The organism is Micromonospora psammae (assembly GCF_036902725.1).
Lineage (GTDB): Bacteria > Actinomycetota > Actinomycetes > Mycobacteriales > Micromonosporaceae > Micromonospora.
Genome location: NZ_JBAKHM010000022.1, coordinates 56,463 through 74,919, shown reverse-complemented (window position 1 = coordinate 74,919; position 18,457 = coordinate 56,463). Strand labels below are relative to the sequence as shown.

Here is an 18,457-nt window from a genome sequence, read left to right as displayed (position 1 = left end):
AGTGCCCGCAGCCCCCTTATCCCAGGAGACCCGCCGTGCCCCGAGCCGCCGTCACCGCCCGCGCCGTGCTGCGCCCGCTGATGCGGCTGGCCTGGCGGCCCACCGTGGACGGCGCACCGCACGTCCCCGCCACCGGCCCGGTCATCCTCGCCAGCAACCACCTGTCCTTCCAGGACAGCGTGCTCATCCCGCTGGCCGCACCCCGCCCGGTGGCGTTCCTGGCCAAGGCGGAGTACTTCGACGGCCGGGGCGTCACCGGGCTCCTGCGTCGGCAGTTCTTCACCGGCCTCGGCGCCATCCCGGTGCGGCGGGGCGCCAACCGCGAGTTCCAGTCGTCGCTCGACGCCGCCCTCGGCGTGCTCGAGGCCGGCGGCGCGTTCGGCATCTACCCGGAGGGCACCCGCTCCCGCGACGGCCGGCTCCACCGCGGCCGGACCGGGGTGGCCTGGCTGGCGCTGGCCTCCGGCGCCCCGGTGGTGCCGGTGGCGGTGGCCGGCACCGACCGGCTCGGTTCACCGGCCGCGGTGCTGCCCGGCACCGGCCAGCCGGCGGTCCGGTTCGGCCGGCCGCTGGAGTTCCCCGCGCACCGGGGGATGGCCGGCTCGGCCCGGGCCCGTCGCCAGGTGACCGACGAGATCATGGACGCCATCGCGGCCCTCTCCGGGCAGGAGCGGGTGCACACCTACAACCCGCCACCGGGCGACGAGCCGGGCTGACCGGTCAGCGGGGCGCGTCCAGCACCCGGAAAGTCATCCCCGCCTTCACCAGCCGGTCCAGCAGCGCGTCGCCCATCGCGGTGACCGGGGTGACCTGGCCGCGGGTGGGCGGCAGGTCGTCGAGGGCCAGGCAGAGCGCCGACTCGGCGAGCATCTTCGCCGTCTCGTCGTACCCGGGGTCGCCGCCGGAGACCTCGGTGAACACCTTCCGGCCGCCCCCGGAGCCGACGAAGCGGACCCGGAACCAGGACTTCGCCCGCTGCTCGGGGGTCGGCCCCTGGCCGGAGGAGAGCCGGCCGAGCAGCCAACGCCGGGTCGGCGGCAGCTTCACCAGACCGACCAGGCCGGCCAGCCCGGCGCCGCTGACCAGCACCGTCGGCAGCCGCTTCACCGCGGCGAAGTGCCGGTAGCGGAAGTCCGGGCCGTACTCGGGGCGGGCCGCCGCCGAGCGGCGGACCACCTGCGGGTCGATGGTGGGCAGCGGCACCGCCCACATCCCGATCTCCCTCGACCGGCCCACCCTGCCGGGCACCGCCCGCACCCGGCGGCCCTCCGGCCGCGGCTCGACCGCCTTGCGCTCCCTCGCCGCCCGGCTCGTCTCGCCGGTCCGGGAGAACGCGGTGAGCGCCGAGTGGTACGTCCCGGCGGAGAACCGCCCGCCGGCCCGGACGTACCCGTCGACGGTGATTGGCACGTCCGGCGGCAACTGCTTCACCGTGTACCAGGCGCCCAGGTCGTGCGGGACCGAGTCGAAGCCGCAGGCGTGCACCAGCCGCGCCCCGGTACGCACCGCCTCGGCGTGGTGCCGCACGTACATCAGGTCGACGAACTCCGGTTCGCCGGTGATGTCCAGGTAGTCGGTGCCGGCGGCGGCGCAGGCGGCGACGAGCGGCTCCCCGTAATGGATGTACGGGCCGACGGTGCTGGCCACCACCCGGGCGCTGCGCGCCACCGCGTCCAGGGAGGCCGGGTCGGTGACGTCGGCGATGAGCAGCGGCAGCTCGGCCAGCGCCGGATCGATGTCGGCGAGCCGGTCGCGGACCGTCGCCAGCTTGGTCCGGTTCCGCCCGGCCAGCGCCCAGCGCAGGTCGGCCGGGGCGTGTCGGGCCAGGTACTCGGCGGTGAGCGCCCCGGTGAAGCCGGTCGCGCCGAACAGGACGATGTCGTACGAGCGGTCGTCACGCATCCGCCGAGTGTGCCATCCACGACCGGCGATCACCCGTGCGGAGTGAAGACGGCGCGTACGCAGCCGTCCGCGCGGTCCCGGAACAGCTCGTACCCGGCGGCGCCCTGCTCCAGCGGGAGACGGTGGGTGGCCAGGTGTTCGGTGCGCAGCTCGTCGCGGGCCATCCGGTCCAGCAGCATCGGGATCCACCGCTGCCCGTGCTGGCGGGCGCTGCGCAGGGTCAACCCCTTGTTCATCACCGCGCCCAGCGGGAAGGTGTCCACGAAGCCGCTGAAGGTGCCGGAGACGAAGACGGTGCCGCCCTTGCGGCAGGCGTGCACCGCCTCCCGGACGGCGAACGGATCATCGACCGGGCCAGCCCGCCGGCCGGCGAACCGCTGCGCCAACGACGGGGGCGTCGGGGAGGAGCCGTCCGCGCCGACCGCCTCCACGCAGACGTCCGGGCCCCGCCCGCCGCTGCGTTCCCGCAGCTCGGCGGGGACGTCGGTCTGCTCGTAGTTGAGCGTCTCCGCGCCGGCGTGCCGTTCGGCCATCCGCAGTCGCTCGGGGTGCCGGTCGATGACGATCACCCGGTCCGCGCCGAGCAGCGCGGCGGCCTGCGCGGTCAGCTGCCCCACCGCGCCCGCCCCCCAGACCGCCACCACGTCCCCGGGGCGCACCTCACCCAGCTCGGCACCCATCCAGCCGGCCGGCGCAGCGTCCGCGGCGAAGACCGCCCGGTCGTCGCTGACCGGCTCCGGGACGGCGAACGCCCCGACGTCGGCGTAGGGGACCCGGACGTACTCGGCGTGGCTGCCGGCGAAGCCGCCCATCGCCCGGGGAGCGCCGTAGCACCCGCCGGTCGGCTGGCCCCACGCCGACTCGGTGACCGCCGGGGCGGTGCCGCCGTTGTCGCAGCACGAGTGCAGCCCGCGGCGGCAGTACCAGCAGCTGCCGCAGGCGATCGCGGCGCTCACCACCACCCGGTCGCCGACCCGGTGCCGGCGTACCTCGGGGCCGACCTCGGCCACCTCGCCGAGGAACTCGTGCCCGAGCACGTCACCGGCGGCGAGGAAGGGCAGCCGGCCGCCGAGCAGCGGCAGGTCGGCCCCGCAGGTGGCGCTGCGCCGGACCCGGACGATCATGTCGTGGGCGTTGCGCAGCTCCGGGTCGGGCACCTGGCGTACCGCGAGGGAGTCGACGCCCTCCCAGCAGAGCGCCCTCATCCGGGGACCACCCGGCCGTCCGGCGGGGACCGGTCGGCGCGCAGCAGCTCACCGGTCTCGGCGAGCTGCTTGACCCGGCGCAGCACGTCGCGCAGGAACAGGCCCGGGTCGTCGCCGACCAGGTGCGCGGCCATGCCGGGCGGGCTGGCCACCCCGCCGAGCGGCCGGGCGGCCAGCTCGGTGCCGCGCCCGCCGGGCGCCGGCCGCAGGTGCACCTCCACGGCGCCGTCCAGCCGGCGCAGCGGCTCCGGCCACCGGCCGCCGGGCAGCACCTCCGCCGCCGGCCGGTCCACGGTCACCACCTGCCACCGGGCCGGTCGCGGGTCCGCACCCGCCGCGCGGGGCCAACCCCGCCCGGGTACGACCACCGCGCGCCGCGCGGCAGCCCCGAGCGCCGCGGCGGCCAGGGCCAGTACGCCACCGGTGAGCCTTCCCATCCGTACCACCCGCCCCTCCCGCGCCGGGTCGAACGGGCGGCCGGTTCCGCGCGGCCGGTCGCCCACGTGCCACCAGCCTCGGCGCGACCCGGGTGAAACCGGTTCCCCCGGAAGGGGTGAACCGGTCCGGTCCGGGTAACCGCCGCCGGGCCAGGGGGAGGAACGGCGCCGACGGGGGTGGGACGGATGCCGCAGCAGCGCAGCAGCAACGGGATCGCCGAGGCCGGTGCACCGCTGCTCGCGTCCCGGCTGACCCCGCCCGCGCTGCCCGAGCCGGTGCTGTTCCGGCCGCGGCTCGCCGGCCGCCTCGACGCCGGCGTCACCGGGCCGGTCACCCTGGTCCGCGCCCCGGCCGGCTGGGGCAAGACCACCCTGCTCGCCTCCTGGGCGCGGGCGGCCCCGCCACCCGGACCGGCCTGGGTCTCGGTGGAGGTGGGCGACACCGGCGACCGGCTCTGGACGTACCTGGTGGCGGCGCTGCGCGGCGCGGTGGGGGAGACCGGGCCGCCGCCGGGCGCACCGGACGACGGCCCCGACCAGCTGGAGCCGCTCGCCGCGGCGCTGGCCGGCCGGGAGCGGCCGGTGCTGCTCGTCCTCGACGACCTGCACCGGGTCGACGACGCGCTGACCGGGCTGGAGTTCCTGCTGCGGCACGCCGACGGGCGGCTGCGGCTGGTCGTCGGCGTCCGCACCGACCTGCCGCCGGCCCTGCACCGGCTGCGGCTGGCCGGCGAGCTGACCGAGATCGGCCCCGACGAGCTGGCCTTCACCGACGACGAGGTGGCCGACCTGCTGGTCGCGCACGGCGCCCCGCTGCCGGCGACGGCGGTGGGCCGGTTGCGGGAACGCACCGGTGGCTGGCCGGCCGGGTTGCGGTTCGCCGCGCTGGCCGCCCGGGACCGCCCCGACCCGGAGGGCTGGGCGGCCCGGTTCGGCGGTGACCACCCGGACGTCGCCGCGTACCTGCGGACAGAGGTGCTCGGCGGGTTGCCGGCGTCGGCCCGGGAGTTGCTGCGCCGTACGGCGGTGGCGTCCGCCGTCCGCGCCGACCTTGCCGACGCGCTGACCGGCCGCGGCGACGGTGGGCAGGTGCTGGCCGGGCTGGCCCGGGAGAGCGGCTTCCTGGACCGCGACGACAGCGACCCGCCCTGGTACCGGCCCCACCCGCTCCTGGCCGACCTGCTCCGCGAGGAGTTCGGCGGGCTGGCCGACGACGACCGGCGCGACCTGCACCTGCGGGCCGCCGCCTGGTACGCCGGCCACGACCGGCCGGCGGAGGCGCTGCGGCACGCGCTGACCGCCGGGGAGTGGGACCGGGCCACCGAGCTGCTGCTCACCCGATGGCCGGAGCTGACCCCGTACGAGCGGGAGGCCGCGCCGGGCCCGCCGCCTCCCGCGCCGCCGGTGGACGCGGTCCGGCGGGACCCGGAGCTGGCGCTGGCGTGCGCGGCCGAGCGGGGGTACGCGGGCGACGGGGAGGCCGCCGCCACCCGGCTGCGGGACGCGGTCGGGCAGGCCGGCGGGCTGCCCGCCCCGCGCCGGGACCGGTTCCGTCGGCTGGCGGTGGCGCTGGAACTCACCCTGGCCCGGCTCGCCGGCGACCACGGGGAGGTACGCGCCGCCGCCGCCCGGCTGCTCGCCACCCGCGGTCCGGCCGGCGGACCGGAGCCGGCAGCCGGGCCGCCGACCGGCCCGCCCGCCGGCGGGGCGGAGCCGACCGACCCCGACCCGCGTACCGGGGAGGACTCCGACGTGGGCGCGGTGGCCGGCACCGCGCTCGGTCTGGTCGATCTCGCCGAGGGCGACCTGCGCGCCGCCGCGGCCCGGTTCGGCGCGGCGCTGGCCGCCGCCCGGCGGACCGGCCGGTCGCGGACCGCGCTGGTCTGCGTGTCCCGGCTCGCGCTGCTGCACGCCCTCGCCGGTGAGCTGCGCGCCGCCGAGCGGACCGCCCGGGAGGCGCTGGGCATGCCGCCCTGCCAGGGCTGGTCGGGGCGGGCCGACTGCGCCCACGCGCACCTGGCGCTCGCCCTGGTGGCGCTGCACCGCGACGAGCCGGAGGAGGCGACCGCGCACCTGGCCCTCACCGGCCCGGTCGGCGCTACGGCGACCGTCGCCGCCGCGGCGGCGCTGTGCCGGGCGGCGCTGCTGCGCGACGCCGGGGAGCCGGCCGCGGCGACCCAGGTGGTGTCCCGGGCCCGGGCTGAGCTCACCGGCGGGGAGATCGCCGACCGGCTGCTCGCCCTCGAAGGCGACCTGCGGGGCGAGCAGGGCGACGTGGACACGGCCCGGCGGCTGCTCGCCGACCGGGCCCGGGAACCCGACGCCCCGCCGGTGCTGGCGCTCGCCCTGGCCCGGGTGGAGCTGCGCGCCGGCGACGTCCGGGCGGCCGGGTACGCGCTGCCGGCCTGGGACGCGCCGGCCGCCGAGGGCTGGCCCCTGCCGGTCCGCCTCGGCGCCGGGGTGCTCGACGCGGTGCTGGCCCGGCGCGGCGGCGACGAGCGGCGGGCCGGACGGCTGCTGGAGCGGGTGCTCGACCTGGCCGGGCCGGAGGGCTACCGGCGGGTGTTCACCCGCGCCGAGCCGGTGGTGCGGGACCTGCTCGCCACCCACCTCGACTCCGGCACCGCGCACTGGCCGACGGTCAGCGAGCTGGTACAGGGCGCCGACGAGCCGCCCGAGCGGGTGCCGACGGGGCCGGGCGGGGCGCTGGACGAGCCGCTCACCGAGCGGGAGCTGACCATCCTGCGTTACCTGCAGAGCATCCTGTCCAACGTGGAGATCGCCAGCGAGCTGTCCCTGTCGGTCAACACCGTCAAGACGCACGTGCGCAACATCTACCGCAAGCTCGACGCGACCCGCCGGCGGGAGGCGGTCCGGCGGGCCCGGGAGCTGCGGCTGCTCTGAGCGGCCCGTCGCCACCGCGGCGCGACCGCCCACCGCCGGGGTCGGGGCGGTGGGCGGTGTGGGACCGGTCAGGCGGAGGCGGCGGCGTCCACCGCGGCGAGCAGCTCCGCGAGGTCGTACCCGCCCTCGTGGCGGAGCTCGTTGACGAAGAGGGTCGGGGTGCCGCTCACCCCGCTGCGGATGCCCCCCACGAAGTCGTGCCGGACCCGGTCGGCGTGCGCCTGCCGGCCGACCTCCGCGCCGAGCTCGTCCTGCGGCAGGCCGAGCTGCTCCACGCCGAGCGACAGGTGCACCGGGTCCAGCTGGTCCTGGTGCTCGTAGAGCCAGTCGTGCATCTCCCAGAACCGGCCCCGCCGGCCGGCCGCCTCCGCCACCTCGGCCGCGTGCTCCGCGTACGGGTGCACGTTGGCGATCGGGAAGTGCCGGTAGACCAGCCGGACCGTCTCCGCCCGCTGGCGCAGCACCTCGACCAGGTTCGGGTACGCCGCCCCCGAGAAGCGGCACTGGAAGTCGCCGTACTCGACGACCGTGACCGGAGCGTCCACCGGCCCGCGCACGTGGTCGGCCTCGGTCACCGGCACCCGCAGCTTCGCGGTGACCTGTAGCGGCGTGCTCATCCGGCCACCACCCTCCGCGCCCGTCGACCGTCGGGGGTGGCCGGCAGGGCGAACTCGGGGGCCCGGCGCCCGGGTCGGATCAGCCCGTCGGAATCAGTCATGTCTCCCACCTTCCCGCCCGGCCGGGTGAGCGCGGTTCACCCGGCCCGGGTGGTCTCAGCGGGCCACCGTCAGGTGGTTGTGCACCTCCCGGATGCCGGGGGCGGACCAGGCGACGCGCTCCACCGCGTCCCGCTCCGGCACCGACCGGACCAGCCCGTCGAGGAGGACCGTGTCGCCGTACACCCGGACGGTGACCTGGTCCGGCTCGGCGGCCCCGCTGCGGAGCAGGGCGTCGACGATCCGGTCGGGCAGCTCCTCGCCGGTGGGCGGCGTGGCCGGCCGTACGGTGACGCCGTTGCTCACCCCGCGCACGCCGGTCAACCGGCCCACCACCCGCTCGGCGGCCCGGCGCTGGTACTCCCACTCCACCTCGCCGCGCAGCGTCACCCACCCGCCGGCGACGGTCACCTCCAGGTTCTCCACCGGCACGAACGCGTCCCACTCCAGCGCCCGGCCGGCCGCCGCGGCGAGCTCCGGGTCGGTGCGCTCGGCGGAGGGCGTGATCCGGACGGTGAGGTCGTTGGCGACCGCGCGGACCCGGGTGACCCGGTGCGCGGCCCGCTCGGCCGCCCACTTGGCGGCGTAGCTGTCCACCCAGCCGGTCAGCGTCACCACCCCCTCGGCGACGGTGACCCCGACGTCGGTGGGGCTCACCCGGGGGTCCCAGGCCAGCTCGTCGAGCACGTCGGTCTGGATGTCCTGGTCGGTACGGGTCACGGTGGTCGCGGTGGCCATGCGTGCGCTCCTTCCCGGGATGCGGTACGGGGCGGGCGTACGCCCCCGCCGAGCGCGATGCTGCCGCCGGCCGGGGTGAGCCGCCCTCGCCCCGGCCGGGTGACCCGGGGCACGCCACGGCGGGCCGGCTGGTCGGGCGTCGACAACCGGGGGTTGGCTCGGGCACGATCTGGCCAGCGGCGAGGGAGGAGCGTGCGGGTGAGGGGTGAGCGTTCCGCCGTCGTCATCCGGCGGGTCGGCCGCGGCGCGTGGCGGGTGGCCCGGCACGAGTGGAGCCTCGTCGGGCTCGCCGCCCTCGCCCTGGCCGCGGCGCTGACCTGGCCGACGCTGCGTCACCCGGCGAGCACCATCCCGCAGGACACCGGGGACCCGACGTTGCAGGCGTGGCAGATCGCCTGGGGCGGGCACGCCCTGCGGACCGACCCGGCGCGGGTGTGGCACTCGAACACGTTCTTCCCCGAGCCGTACACCTACGCCTACTCCGACACCCTGCTCGGCTTCGCCCCGTTCGCGATGGTGGGGGAGGGGCCGGTCGCGGCGGTGGTCCGCTACAACCTGCTCTACGTGCTGGTGCACGCGCTGGCGTTCGTCGGGGCGTACGCGCTGAGCCGGCAGCTGGGGGCCGGGCGGGCCGGGTCGGCGGTGGCGGGGGCGTCCTTCGCGTACGCGCCCTGGAAGCTGGCCCAGGCCGGGCACCTGCACGTGCTCTGCGTCGGTGGGATCGCCCTCGCGCTGGCCATGCTCGCCCGGGGGCACGGCTGGTCGCTGCGGCACGGCCACCGGCCGGACCGTGTCCGGCCGGGCTGGGCGGCCGGCGGTTGGGCGGTCGCCGCCTGGCAGGTCACCCTCGGCTTCGGCATCGGCCTGCCCTTCGCGTACGTGCTGGGTCTGCTCTGCCTCGCCGTGGTGGCCGGGTTCGGCTGGCGTTGGTGGCGGCGCCGCGCCCGGCCGGCGGTCCCGCGCGGCCTGCTCCTGGCCGACCTGGCGGGCGTCGTCGGCTTCGTCGGGGTGACCCTGCTGATGGCGGCGCCCTACTTCGAGGTGGTGGCCCGCCATCCGGCCGGGCGGCGGACGGTCGCCCAGATCGCGATGTTCTCCCCGCCGCCGATCGGCTTCCTGACCGCCCCGCCGCAGTCCTGGCTCTGGGGTGAGCGGCACGGTACGGCCCGGGCGGCGCTCGGCTTCCCGGGTGAGATGACGCTGCTCCCCGGCGTGGTGCTGATCGGCCTGGCGCTGGCCGGCCTGGTCTTCTCCGCCTGGCGGGTCCGGCACCGGATCGCGCTCGCCGCCGGGGTGCTGGTCAGCGTGGCCCTGGCGGCCGGCACGACGCTGGGCGGTGACGGCGATCCGGGCTACGTGACGCTGGTGCGGTACGCGCCGGGCTGGGACGGCATCCGCACCCCGGGCCGGCTGGTGCTCTGGACCACGCTGCTGCTCGGCGTCCTCGCCGCCGGGGCGCTGACCGTCCGGGAGCCGGCGGCGGGGCCGGTCGGGCGGTGGGGGCGGGCGACCCGGCTGGTGCTGGTGCTGCCGGTGGCGCTGGTGCTGCTGGAGGGGGTCAACCGCACCCCGCACGTGCCGGTGCCGGCTCAGCCGGTGGCCCTGCGCGGGCTGACCGGCCCGGCCCTGGTGCTGCCCAGCGAGGGGACCCGCGAGTTCCACGTGATGCTCTGGTCGACCGACGGGTTCCCCCGGGTGGTCAACGGTCTCGCCTCGTTCACTCCCGAGTCGCAGGAGCGGATCAGGGCGGCCAGCGCCACCTTCCCGGACGTCGGCTCGGTCGGGTACCTGCGCGCGGCGGGGGTGCGCACGGTGGTGCTGCTGCCCGGGTACGCCGCGGACACCCGCTGGCGCGGGGCGGGGGACCGGCCGGTGGACGGGTTGGGGATCCGGCGCACGGTGGTCGGCGACGGGATCGTCTTCCACCTCGACTGAGTCTCAGGAGCGGGGGTCGGGGGTGCCGGCCCGGGAACACGACACGCCCCGGCCGACTGGTCCGTCGGCCGGGGCGTGTCCGTGCGGTGAAGCGTCAGCCGTCCAGGCCGACCGGCGAGTTCGGCCGGTCCACGTCGACGAACTCGATGTCGTCGACGGCCCGGCTGTCACGGCTGCCGGCGGCCCGCGCGGCGGTGCCGGCGGCCCAGCCGATCGCGGCGCCGACCAGCGCGGCGCTGATCAGCAGGGTCCAGGGCAGGGCGGGTCGGCGTCCGGCCAGCGCGTCGAAGGCCAGCGTCGCCCGGCGCCGGGCCTCGTCGGCCGCCGAGCCGACCAGGTCGCCGGCGTCGCCGAGGCCGGGGCCGCCGCCCCGGACCGACTTCGCGGCGTCCCGGACGCTGTCGCCGGCCGAGCCGACCGCCGACACGAGGTGCTGCCATGCCTGGTCCGCGATCCGCTCCGGCTTGCTGCGGCGCTCCAGCAGGTTGCTGCCGAACATCGTGGTTACCTCCTCGGGGTGCCGAAGCCTGCGGCCACTTCGGACTTCGACGTCATCTGCGGCGCGCGTCATGGTCCGCTCACACTCGCCAGTGCCCAGCCGGGCCGCGCCGCAAACTCACGCCGTGCCCTCAGCGGACCACGACCACCGCGGTCGCGCGGGCGAAATCGTCGTCGTCATCGTCGTCGTCCCCGCCCCCGCCGCCGAAGCCGCAGGCCAGCACGAGGGCGAGCAGCGCGCCGACACCGGCCAGGCCGAGCAGTTTCTTGATCATCGAACGTCCCTTCGTCGTGGTGACGCTTCTCCCGCCGAGGCTAGGCGGCCGGGGCAACCCGGGCCGGGCCCGCGCCGGGCGGCAGGGGGCTCGCCCGCAGCGACCGGATCGGGAACCGGGTGGACGGCGCCCGGTACCCTGGGACGGTTGGAGCGGCCCGGATCGGTCGCTCACCGGAGCGGACGGAACCAGGAACGATGCCGAACAGGGTGGCCCGGTCGGTCCGGATCCGCGAATTGCTCATCCCGAGGGGTGGCGACCGAGGCCGTTGGGGGAATACTCTCGGTCGCGGCCCGCGTACTGATGAGGCGCCCGTGGACGGGCGAGTGGAGGTGCTCGCGTGAGCCTGTCGATCGTGAAGTCGGTCATGCCGGGTGGTGTCATCGAGATCGCCCCGCGGGGTGAGGTCGACGTCGACACCGCGTACGAAGTGCGGGAGGCCATCGCCGAGGTGCTCGCCAAGGGGCTGCCGTCCCGGATCGAGCTGAACATGCGGCTCGTCACCTTCATCGACTCGGTCGGCATCAGCGCCATGGTGGCCGGGTTCCAGACCGCCGAGGTCAGCGGCGTCAAGCTGGTGGTCACCGAGCCGAGCCGCTTCGTGCACCGCCAGCTCTGGGTCACCGGGCTGCTCGGCCTCTTCGGCGCCCCCGAGCCCTACTTCGCCGGCCACGCGACCCCGGAGGTCCTTCCCGGCGCCTGACCGGCGCCGCCTCCACTGCCGTGGGTCGGCCTCGCCTCACCACCGCGACGTACACCGTGCGGGTGGTGTCCCGGCCCCGCGGCGGGTCCCCGTTGCCAGTCCTCCCCGGTACTGGGACGATCGGGCGACCGACGAGGGTGGGGAGGCGCGGTGGTCCGGCGGGAGACGTTCAGCTACACGGTGCAGGCACGCTGCTCGCGCGCGGACGCGGTGGCGCTGCTGAGTGACCCCGCCCGCCAGGGGGAGCTGCATCCGTTGATCGTCCGGGTGCGCCGGCTGCCGGCCCGCCCCGGCGCCCGGGCCAGCTACGCCATCACCGACCGGTTGGAGTTGGGCCCGCTGCGTTTCCCGGTCACCTACCAGGCGGACGTCCTGGTGGTCACCGAGGACGAGATCGTCACGGTCGCCCGGCAGCAGCCCGGCACGACGGTCCGCAACCACACCCGGCTGCGGGAGGAGTCCGGCGTGCTCCGGATCGACGTGGAGATCACCCTGGCCGCCCCGGCCCCCCTCTTCGGCTACGCCTTCCGCCAGGCCCGCGCCGCCCACCTGGCCCTGGCCACCCGCCTGGGCCCCGCCCTGACCCCCGACACCCCCTGACCTGACCCCACCACCCCCGCGGGTGGATCATGCAGGTGTGGTGGGCGTCCCCGCCCCGCTACGGGGCTTGCGCACCGCACCACAACCGCATGATCCACACCGGGGGCAGGGGTCAGTACATGGAGAGGTGTACGTGGTTGGTGTGGTCGCTGGAGGGGTCGCCGTTCGCGCCGCTGTAGGACTTCCAGCCGCTGCTGGGTAGCCAGATCTGGCGGTACCAGATCACGTACAGGACGCCGAGGCGGTCGGCGTTGCGGATGAAGTACGCCGCCAGGTTGTTGCCGTACGTCCGGTCGCCGCCGGTGGCGTCCCCGCCGAAGCCGTTCTTCTGGGCGGCGAAGTCGCACGCCCGGCCCTTCGGGTGCTCGCCGGAGCCGCTGGGGCGGTAGCAGGAGACGTACCGGGTGTAGCCGGCGGCCTGAGCCTGCTTGAGCGCGTTGTGCGTGCGCGGGGTGATGCAGCCGTTGGCGGGGGTGGGGTCGTTGACGCTGCACGACTCGGACGGCCAGGAGCCGTCCGGGTTGCGCGGCGCCGCCTTGGCGTTCGACGTGGAGGTGCCCCGGGCGGAGCCGCCGCCGCTGGTGGCGGCGGGCTTGTCGGCGGCGGCCACGGCGAGGGCCCGTTCGGCCTGCTGCTTGCGCTTGGCCATCACCGTGATCTGCTTGCGCTGCTCGACGATCTCCTTGTTCAGCTCGGCGCGGGTGCGGTTGGCCTCGTCGCGGGTGCGCAGCAGGTCGCGCAGTTCCCGGTCCTCGTTGGTGGCGACCGTCTCCAGCGCCGCGGCCCGGTCCAGGAAGCCCTCCGGGCTGGAGCTGTTGAGCAGCGCGGACATCGGCCCGAGCCGGCCCGTGCGGTACGCCACGCCGGCGATCTCGCCGACCTTGCCGCTGCGCACGGTCAACTCCGACTCGACGGTCTTGAGCTGGGTGTTGAGCTCCTGCTGGCGCTTGGTCGAGCGCTCCAGCGCCGCCTTGGCGTCGAGCCAGCCCTTGCTGGCCGTCTCGAGCTGGGCGCGGAGCGCGGGGGTGCCGCCCTCGTCGTCGGGGGCGGCGAGCCGGGTGGTCGGTGCGGCGGTGGCCGGCGAGGCGATCGGCGCGGACGACACGCCGAGCGCGAGCGTCGCGACGACCGCGGCCACGAGCCGCGCGGTGGTCTTTCGTACGTGCATGCACATCCCTTCCGTCAGCCGCCGACCGGGTTAGCTGACGGGTTCGGGACGGAAGATCCCTACCGCTGACGCGGATACACCCCAGGAACATGGTTCCCCGGCTCGCCCCTGCGGGCGATTAGGCGACGGCCACCGCCGGCACCGTTGGGGCGCCGCCGGGCGGAGGCCGGGGCCGAGCCTACCGGTACGGGTGTGACACCCGCCCGCTTCGTGACTCACGGTACTGCTGAGATTGCTGTTAAAGGTGGCCTAATCCGGCATTCAACGCCCAATTTTTTGGGCGCGGACGCACTACCAGTGCGATGGGCCGCACGCGCCGGGCGCGGCGCCGGGCTCGATCTGGAGGGTGGCGTGGTCGATCCGGAAGTCCTCATGCAGGGCGCTGCGGGCGGCGGCGAGCACGGTGCCCACCTCGGCGCCGGGGGTCATGGTGAGGTGCGCGGAGGCGACGTCCATGCCGGAGGTCAGGGTCCAGACGTGCAGGTCGTGCACCTCGGCCACGCCGGGGACGGCGGCCAGCCGGTCGTGCACGGCGGTCACCTGGAGGTGTTCCGGGGCGGCCTGCACGAGGATGCGGACCGCCGCCCGCCCGAGCCGCCAGGTGCGGGGGAGGATGAACAGGCCGATCGCCACCGCCACCGCCGGGTCCACCCACCACCAGCCGGTGCCGCCGATCAGCAGCGCGGCCCCGATCACGCCGAGTGAGCCGAGCAGGTCGCCGATCACCTCCAGGTACGCCCCGCGCAGGTTGATGCTCTCCTGCGCCCCCGCGCGCAGCAGGGCGAACGCAGCCACGTTGGCCAGCAGGCCGAGCACCGCGACCGCCAGCATCGGGCCGGTGAGCACCTCGTGCGGGTCGCCGAACCGGCGGACCGCCTCGACCAGCACGTAGATCGCGACGCCGCTGAGCAGCACCGCGTTGGCCAGCGCGGCGAGCACCTCCAGCCGGTAGAGCCCGAAGGTGCGTTGCGGGTCGCGGTCGGCCCGCCGGGTCGCGGTGATCGCCGCCAGGGCCATGCCGATGCCGAGCACGTCGGTGAACATGTGCCCGGCGTCGGAGAGCAGGGCCAGCGAACCGGTGCCGAACGCGGCGACCGCCTCGACCACCATGAGGGCGGCGAGCAGCGCGAAGGCCGCCCAGAGTCGGCCCCGGTGGCGGTGCGCGGCGTTCGCGACCGACCCGTGGTGGTGGTCATGACCTGCGCCCACGCCCACACCTTCCGTCGCCGCCAGGGCCTCGGACCAATCTATGCTCACATCGCTATGTGTGCAAGTAAGCCCCGAACCGCCGCCGGTCAGCCGGCGACGTCGATCGTGGTGAGCCGCTGGGTGGCCCGGGAGAGCGCCACGTAGAGCGTCCGTACCCCCGAACCCGGATCGGCCCGGATCTCGCCCGGACGGACCAGCACGACGCCGTCGTACTCCATGCCCTTGGCCTGGAGGCTGGTCACCACCTGGAGCCGGGAGCCGCGGTCGCCCAGCCAGCCGGCCACCTCGTCCCGACGCGGCACCGGCGTGATCACCCCGACCGTGCCCTCCACCTCCGCGAGCAGCGTGTCCACCGCCTCGACGGTCGCCGCCGGCAGCTCGGCCGCCGGCACCGTCCGCTCCACCGGCTCCACGCCGGTCGAGCGGACCGCGGTCGGCAGCTCCAGATCCGGGTGCAGCCGGCGGATCTCCGCCGCCGCCACCGCGAAGATCTCCGCCGAGTTGCGGTAGTTGGTGGTGAGGCTGAACCGGTGCCGCCGACGCCGCCCCAGCGCCTGGTCCCGGGCCCGGTCCAACTCCTGCGGGTCACCCGTCCACGCCGTCTGCGCCGGGTCGCCCACCACCGTCCACGACGCCAGCCGCCCCCGCCGGCCGATCATGCGCCACTGCATCGGCGACACGTCCTGCGCCTCGTCGACCACCACGTGCGCGAAGTCCCGGTAGTCCTCCGGGCGCTCCCGCGCCGCGGCCCGGGCCGCGCGCTGCCGGTCGGCGAAGGTGCTCAGCTCGCGTACCCCGCCGGCCAGCTGGAACGGGTCCCGCTTCTGCCTCGCCGGCTTCATCGGCTTGCCCAGCAGCGCGTCCAGCTCGTCCAGCAGGGCGATGTCGGCCACCGTCAGCCCCTCGGTGCCCAGCGTCCGGTACGCCCCGTCCAGCAGCGCGATCTCCGCCCGGGAGAGGATGCCGCCGGCGTACCGGCGCAGCCGCTCCGGCCGGGCCAGCCAGTCCAGCACGTGCCGCGGGTGCAGCCGCGGCCACCACGCCTTCAGGAACTCCCGGAACTCCGGCCGGTCGACGATCTCGTCCTCGAAGGCGCGCTGCTCGGGCAGCCGGCCGATGTTCAGCCGCCGGGCCTGGGCCCAGAGCGCCCCGAACACCCCGTCGAAGCCGACCCGGCGCACCTCGTTGCGGCGGCCGCCCCGGGACAGCGCCCGGTCCCGGATGCCGTCCAGCTCCCGCCGCTCCAACCGCAGCAGCTGCCCCCGGTAGAGCAGGCGCAGCTCGTCGGGCCCGTCCGGCACGGCGTCGCGGACCGCCCGCTCCAGCACCCGGCGCATCCGCAGCGAGCCCTTCACCGCCGCCACCTCCGGCGGATCGGTCCGGGTCGTCGACATGCCCGGGAAGAGCGAACCCAGGGAGTGCAGGGTGGCGGTCTCCTCTCCGAGCGACGGGAGCACCGACGCGATGTACTCCACGAAGACCGAGGACGGGCCGACCACCAGGATGCCGCCGCCGGCGTACCGGCTGCGGTCGGAGTAGAGCAGGTACGCCGCCCGGTGCAGGGCGACCGCGGTCTTGCCGGTGCCCGGGCCGCCGGAGACGATCGTGACCCCCGAGCCGGGGGAGCGGATCGCCTCGTCCTGCTCCCGCTGGATGGTCGCCACGATGTCCCGCATGCCCCGGCCGGTGGCCCGGGACAGGGTGGCCAGCAGCCCGCCGTCGCCCACCACCGCCATGTCCGGCGGCGCCGCCCCCGGGTCCAGCAGGTCGTCCTCGATCCGGGTCACCTTCTCGGCCGAGGAGCTGATCGTGCGCCGGCGGACCACGCCCAGCGGCTCGGCCGGGGTGGCCTGGTAGAACGCGGCGGCCGCCGGGGCGCGCCAGTCGACCACCAGGGTCTCGGCGTCCTCGCCGCGCACCCCGAGCCGCCCGACGTGCAGCACCTGCCGGTCGCGCAGGTCGAGCCGGCCGAAGACCAGCCCCTCGTGCTCGGCGTCCAGGACGTGCCGGCGCCGGGCGGCGTGGAAGACCATGGCGTCCCGTTCGACCAGCGCGCCGAAGTTGCCGACCCGGGCCTGGCGGTAGCCGTCCCGCTCCGCGCGGGCGGCCGAGCGACGCAGTTCGGCGAGGCGGGCGTACACCCGGTCGAGATGCCGCTGCTCGGCGGCGATCTCCTGCTCCAGGGTGGTCTGGTCGGTCACCGTACGGGCTCCTGTGGGACGGGGTCGCCCGGACGCGGGCGCGCGTCGGGCGGAATGAGGGTACGGGCACGGTCCCGCCCCATGTCGGGGCCATGCCGCGTCCCGCGACGTCGGACACCCCGCCCGGCGCCGCTCAGGCGGCGGGTGCGGCCTCCGGGACGTCGGCCAGGACCCGGCGCAGCACCCCGGCGAGCGCGCCGGTCACCTCGTCCGGCCGTTCCATCATCAGCATGTGCCCGGCGCCGGGGCAGACGGTCAGCTCGGTCGCCGGCAGGGCGGCCGCGATCGACTCCGCGCACGGCGGCGGGGTGAGCCGGTCCCGGTCGCCGACCAGCGCCGCCGCCGGCAGGTGGGCCAGCGCGGCCAGCGTCGCCAGCCGGTGCTGGTCGCCGATCGAGGCGCGGAACCCGCCGATCGAACGCAGCGAGGCCCGGGCCACCGCCGAGGTGACCAGCCGGATGTCGCTCGGTTCGCAGCGGTCGCCGAAGAGCATCCAGCGGATGCTCGGCCGGAGCGCGCGCAACAGCGCCCGCGGCGGGCGCCAGGAGCCGCACCGGGCCAGCACCCCGGCGCCGGTGGTCTCGGCGAGCCGGATCAGCCGGGCGATGCGCGGGGACAACCCGTAGGCGGTGTGCGTGTGCCCCTCCGCAGTGGTCGAGACGAAGACCAGCCCGGCGGTACGGGCGGCGAAGTGCTCCGGGTGGCGGTGGGCGTACTCCATCACCGTCATCCCGCCCATCGAGTGCCCCACCAGCACCACCGGGCCGGCGGGGGCGACCTCGTCCACCACCGCGGCCAGGTCGTCGCCGAGCTGGGCCAGGGTGGCGGTGCGCAGCGCCATGCAGCTGGACCGGCCGTGGCCGCGGGCGTCGTAGGTGACCACCCGGACGCTGTCGCCGAAGTGCTCCCGCAGCCCGGCCAGCTGCCGGTGCCAGGCCCGCCCGTCCAGCGTCCAGCCGTGCAGCAGGATCGCGGTGACCTGGGCGTCCGCCGGCCCGGTCGCCTCGACGTGCAGGCTCACCCCGTCGGGAAGACGCACCTCCAGTTGCTTTGACATCGCCACCTCCCCGGCCGCCCGGTCACCTCGTCCCGGGCAGTACCCGGCGGTAACACGGGCTACCCGTCATGACATCACGCCAACCGTGGTGGTGAGAAGATTCGCAACCCGCCCGCGCGCGGCCGGATCGGTGACCAGGCTGGGAGACATGTCGTCGCCGCACGGAACGTCGGCCGGCGGGGGCCGGCGCACGCCCCGCTCCGCCCTGGTGGAGCTGCTCGCCGGGAACCGCCGCTTCGTCAGCGGCCGGCCGGTGCACGGCCACGACGTCACCGCCGCCGCGGCGGTCGCCTCCGGCGACCAGCAGCCCTACGCGGTGGTGCTCGGCTGCATCGACTCGAGGGTGCCGCTGGAGGCGATCTTCGACCAGACGTTCGGGTCGATCTGCGTGATCCGCACCGGGGCGCACGTGCTCGACCGGGCCGTCCACGGCTCCATCGAGTTCGTGGTGGGCCAGCTCGGCGTCCCGCTGGTGATGGTGCTCGGGCACGAGCGCTGCGGTGCGGTCGCCTCGGCCATCGACACCCTGCGCAGCGGAGAGCGGCCCGGCGGCGCGCTGGCGTACCTGGTGGACCAGATCGCGCCGGCGGTGACCGAGGTCGGGGCCGACGACCCGCGGGCGCACCCGATGGCGGTCCGCCGGCACGTACGGCGCACGGTGGCCGCCCTGCGCGCCGACGAGCTGCTCAGCGGGCCGGTCGCCGAGGGCCGGGTGGACGTGGTCGGCGCCCTCTACGACCTGGCCACCGGCGAGGTCGCCCTGCTCGACCGCTGACCGGGCGGTCCCGGCCCGGTGAAGATCCACGCGAGATGCGGCGGGTCGCGGTGTCCCACCGCCAGGACACCCCGACCCGCCGCAAAAAGGTGTCGATCGAGCCCGGCCCGGCCGGGCCGGGCTCGAAAACGCGG

The 18,457-nt window shown here is 76.2% G+C and carries 16 protein-coding genes, 1 pseudogene and 1 riboswitch; of the genes and pseudogenes, 6 read left to right on the top strand and 11 right to left on the bottom strand.

What is annotated here, in order from left to right; genetic code table 11:
- Positions 1-35 precede the first annotated feature (35 nt).
- Complete coding sequence (locus V6U79_RS23290; RefSeq protein ID WP_334528728.1) at positions 36-716, top strand: lysophospholipid acyltransferase family protein; 681 nt, start codon at positions 36-38, stop codon at positions 714-716.
- A 4-nt stretch (positions 717-720) separates the two neighbouring features.
- Here V6U79_RS23290 and V6U79_RS23285 read toward each other — a convergent pair whose 3' ends face one another.
- Genes V6U79_RS23285 through V6U79_RS23275 form a run of 3 tightly spaced genes read right to left on the bottom strand, consistent with a single transcriptional unit; the run spans position 721 to position 3,544 of the window.
- Positions 721-1,902: a saccharopine dehydrogenase family protein gene (locus V6U79_RS23285; RefSeq protein WP_334528725.1), complete on the bottom strand. Its 1,182-nt coding sequence runs from the start codon at positions 1,900-1,902 to the stop codon at positions 721-723.
- 29 nt (positions 1,903-1,931) lie between these two features.
- Entirely contained in the window at positions 1,932-3,107 is a 1,176-nt protein-coding gene (locus V6U79_RS23280) for a zinc-dependent alcohol dehydrogenase (protein ID WP_334528722.1), read from the bottom strand.
- Entirely contained in the window at positions 3,104-3,544 is a 441-nt protein-coding gene (locus V6U79_RS23275) for a hypothetical protein (RefSeq protein WP_442933352.1), read from the bottom strand. Before V6U79_RS23275 ends, V6U79_RS23280 begins: the two co-directional genes overlap by 4 nt.
- A gap of 116 nt (positions 3,545-3,660) precedes the next feature.
- Here V6U79_RS23275 and V6U79_RS23270 point away from each other — a divergent pair.
- Positions 3,661-6,448 (top strand): annotated as a pseudogene (locus V6U79_RS23270) (helix-turn-helix transcriptional regulator).
- Between the two features lie 68 nt (positions 6,449-6,516).
- On the opposite strand, the gene V6U79_RS23265 reads toward V6U79_RS23270, so the two are convergent.
- Positions 6,517-7,065: a DsbA family protein gene (locus V6U79_RS23265; RefSeq protein WP_334528719.1), complete on the bottom strand. Its 549-nt coding sequence runs from the start codon at positions 7,063-7,065 to the stop codon at positions 6,517-6,519.
- A gap of 156 nt (positions 7,066-7,221) precedes the next feature.
- Positions 7,222-7,902, bottom strand: coding sequence for a BON domain-containing protein (locus V6U79_RS23260; protein WP_334528716.1), 681 nt, complete (start codon positions 7,900-7,902; stop codon positions 7,222-7,224).
- A 198-nt stretch (positions 7,903-8,100) separates the two neighbouring features.
- Between V6U79_RS23260 and V6U79_RS23255 the strand changes: the two genes are divergently transcribed.
- A complete protein-coding gene (locus V6U79_RS23255) occupies positions 8,101-9,837 on the top strand; it encodes a hypothetical protein (protein WP_334528713.1) in 1,737 nt (578 codons plus the stop codon).
- A gap of 94 nt (positions 9,838-9,931) precedes the next feature.
- On the opposite strand, the gene V6U79_RS23250 is transcribed toward V6U79_RS23255, so the two are convergent.
- Both V6U79_RS23250 and V6U79_RS23245 read right to left on the bottom strand, forming a co-directional pair.
- Entirely contained in the window at positions 9,932-10,336 is a 405-nt protein-coding gene (locus V6U79_RS23250; protein WP_334528710.1) for a hypothetical protein, read from the bottom strand.
- Positions 10,337-10,466: 130 nt separating this feature from the next.
- Positions 10,467-10,610, bottom strand: coding sequence for a hypothetical protein (locus V6U79_RS23245; protein ID WP_334528707.1), 144 nt, complete (start codon positions 10,608-10,610; stop codon positions 10,467-10,469).
- A 340-nt stretch (positions 10,611-10,950) separates the two neighbouring features.
- On the opposite strand from V6U79_RS23245, the gene V6U79_RS23240 reads away from it, so the two are divergent.
- Entirely contained in the window at positions 10,951-11,313 is a 363-nt protein-coding gene (locus V6U79_RS23240; protein ID WP_334528704.1) for an STAS domain-containing protein, read from the top strand.
- 150 nt (positions 11,314-11,463) lie between these two features.
- Positions 11,464-11,913: an SRPBCC family protein gene (locus V6U79_RS23235; protein ID WP_334528701.1), complete on the top strand. Its 450-nt coding sequence runs from the start codon at positions 11,464-11,466 to the stop codon at positions 11,911-11,913.
- Positions 11,914-12,025: 112 nt separating this feature from the next.
- Here V6U79_RS23235 and V6U79_RS23230 read toward each other — a convergent pair whose 3' ends face one another.
- The 4 genes from V6U79_RS23230 to V6U79_RS23215 all read right to left on the bottom strand — a co-directional run bounded on the left by V6U79_RS23230 (position 12,026) and on the right by V6U79_RS23215 (position 17,548).
- Entirely contained in the window at positions 12,026-13,081 is a 1,056-nt protein-coding gene (locus tag V6U79_RS23230) for a coiled-coil domain-containing protein (protein WP_334528698.1), read from the bottom strand.
- Between the two features lie 4 nt (positions 13,082-13,085).
- Positions 13,086-13,216: riboswitch (cyclic di-AMP (ydaO/yuaA leader) on the bottom strand.
- A 156-nt stretch (positions 13,217-13,372) separates the two neighbouring features.
- Positions 13,373-14,290, bottom strand: coding sequence for a cation diffusion facilitator family transporter (locus V6U79_RS23225; RefSeq protein ID WP_334528695.1), 918 nt, complete (start codon positions 14,288-14,290; stop codon positions 13,373-13,375).
- Positions 14,291-14,376: 86 nt separating this feature from the next.
- On the bottom strand, positions 14,377-16,491 hold the full coding sequence (locus V6U79_RS23220) for a HelD family protein (protein ID WP_334615808.1): 2,115 nt from the start codon (positions 16,489-16,491) through the stop codon (positions 14,377-14,379).
- Positions 16,492-16,624: 133 nt separating this feature from the next.
- A complete protein-coding gene (locus V6U79_RS23215; protein WP_334615807.1) occupies positions 16,625-17,548 on the bottom strand; it encodes an alpha/beta fold hydrolase in 924 nt (307 codons plus the stop codon).
- Between the two features lie 148 nt (positions 17,549-17,696).
- Here V6U79_RS23215 and V6U79_RS23210 point away from each other — a divergent pair, with 148 nt between their 5' ends.
- On the top strand, positions 17,697-18,323 hold the full coding sequence (locus V6U79_RS23210; protein WP_334615806.1) for a carbonic anhydrase: 627 nt from the start codon (positions 17,697-17,699) through the stop codon (positions 18,321-18,323).
- Positions 18,324-18,457: the final 134 nt, after the last annotated feature.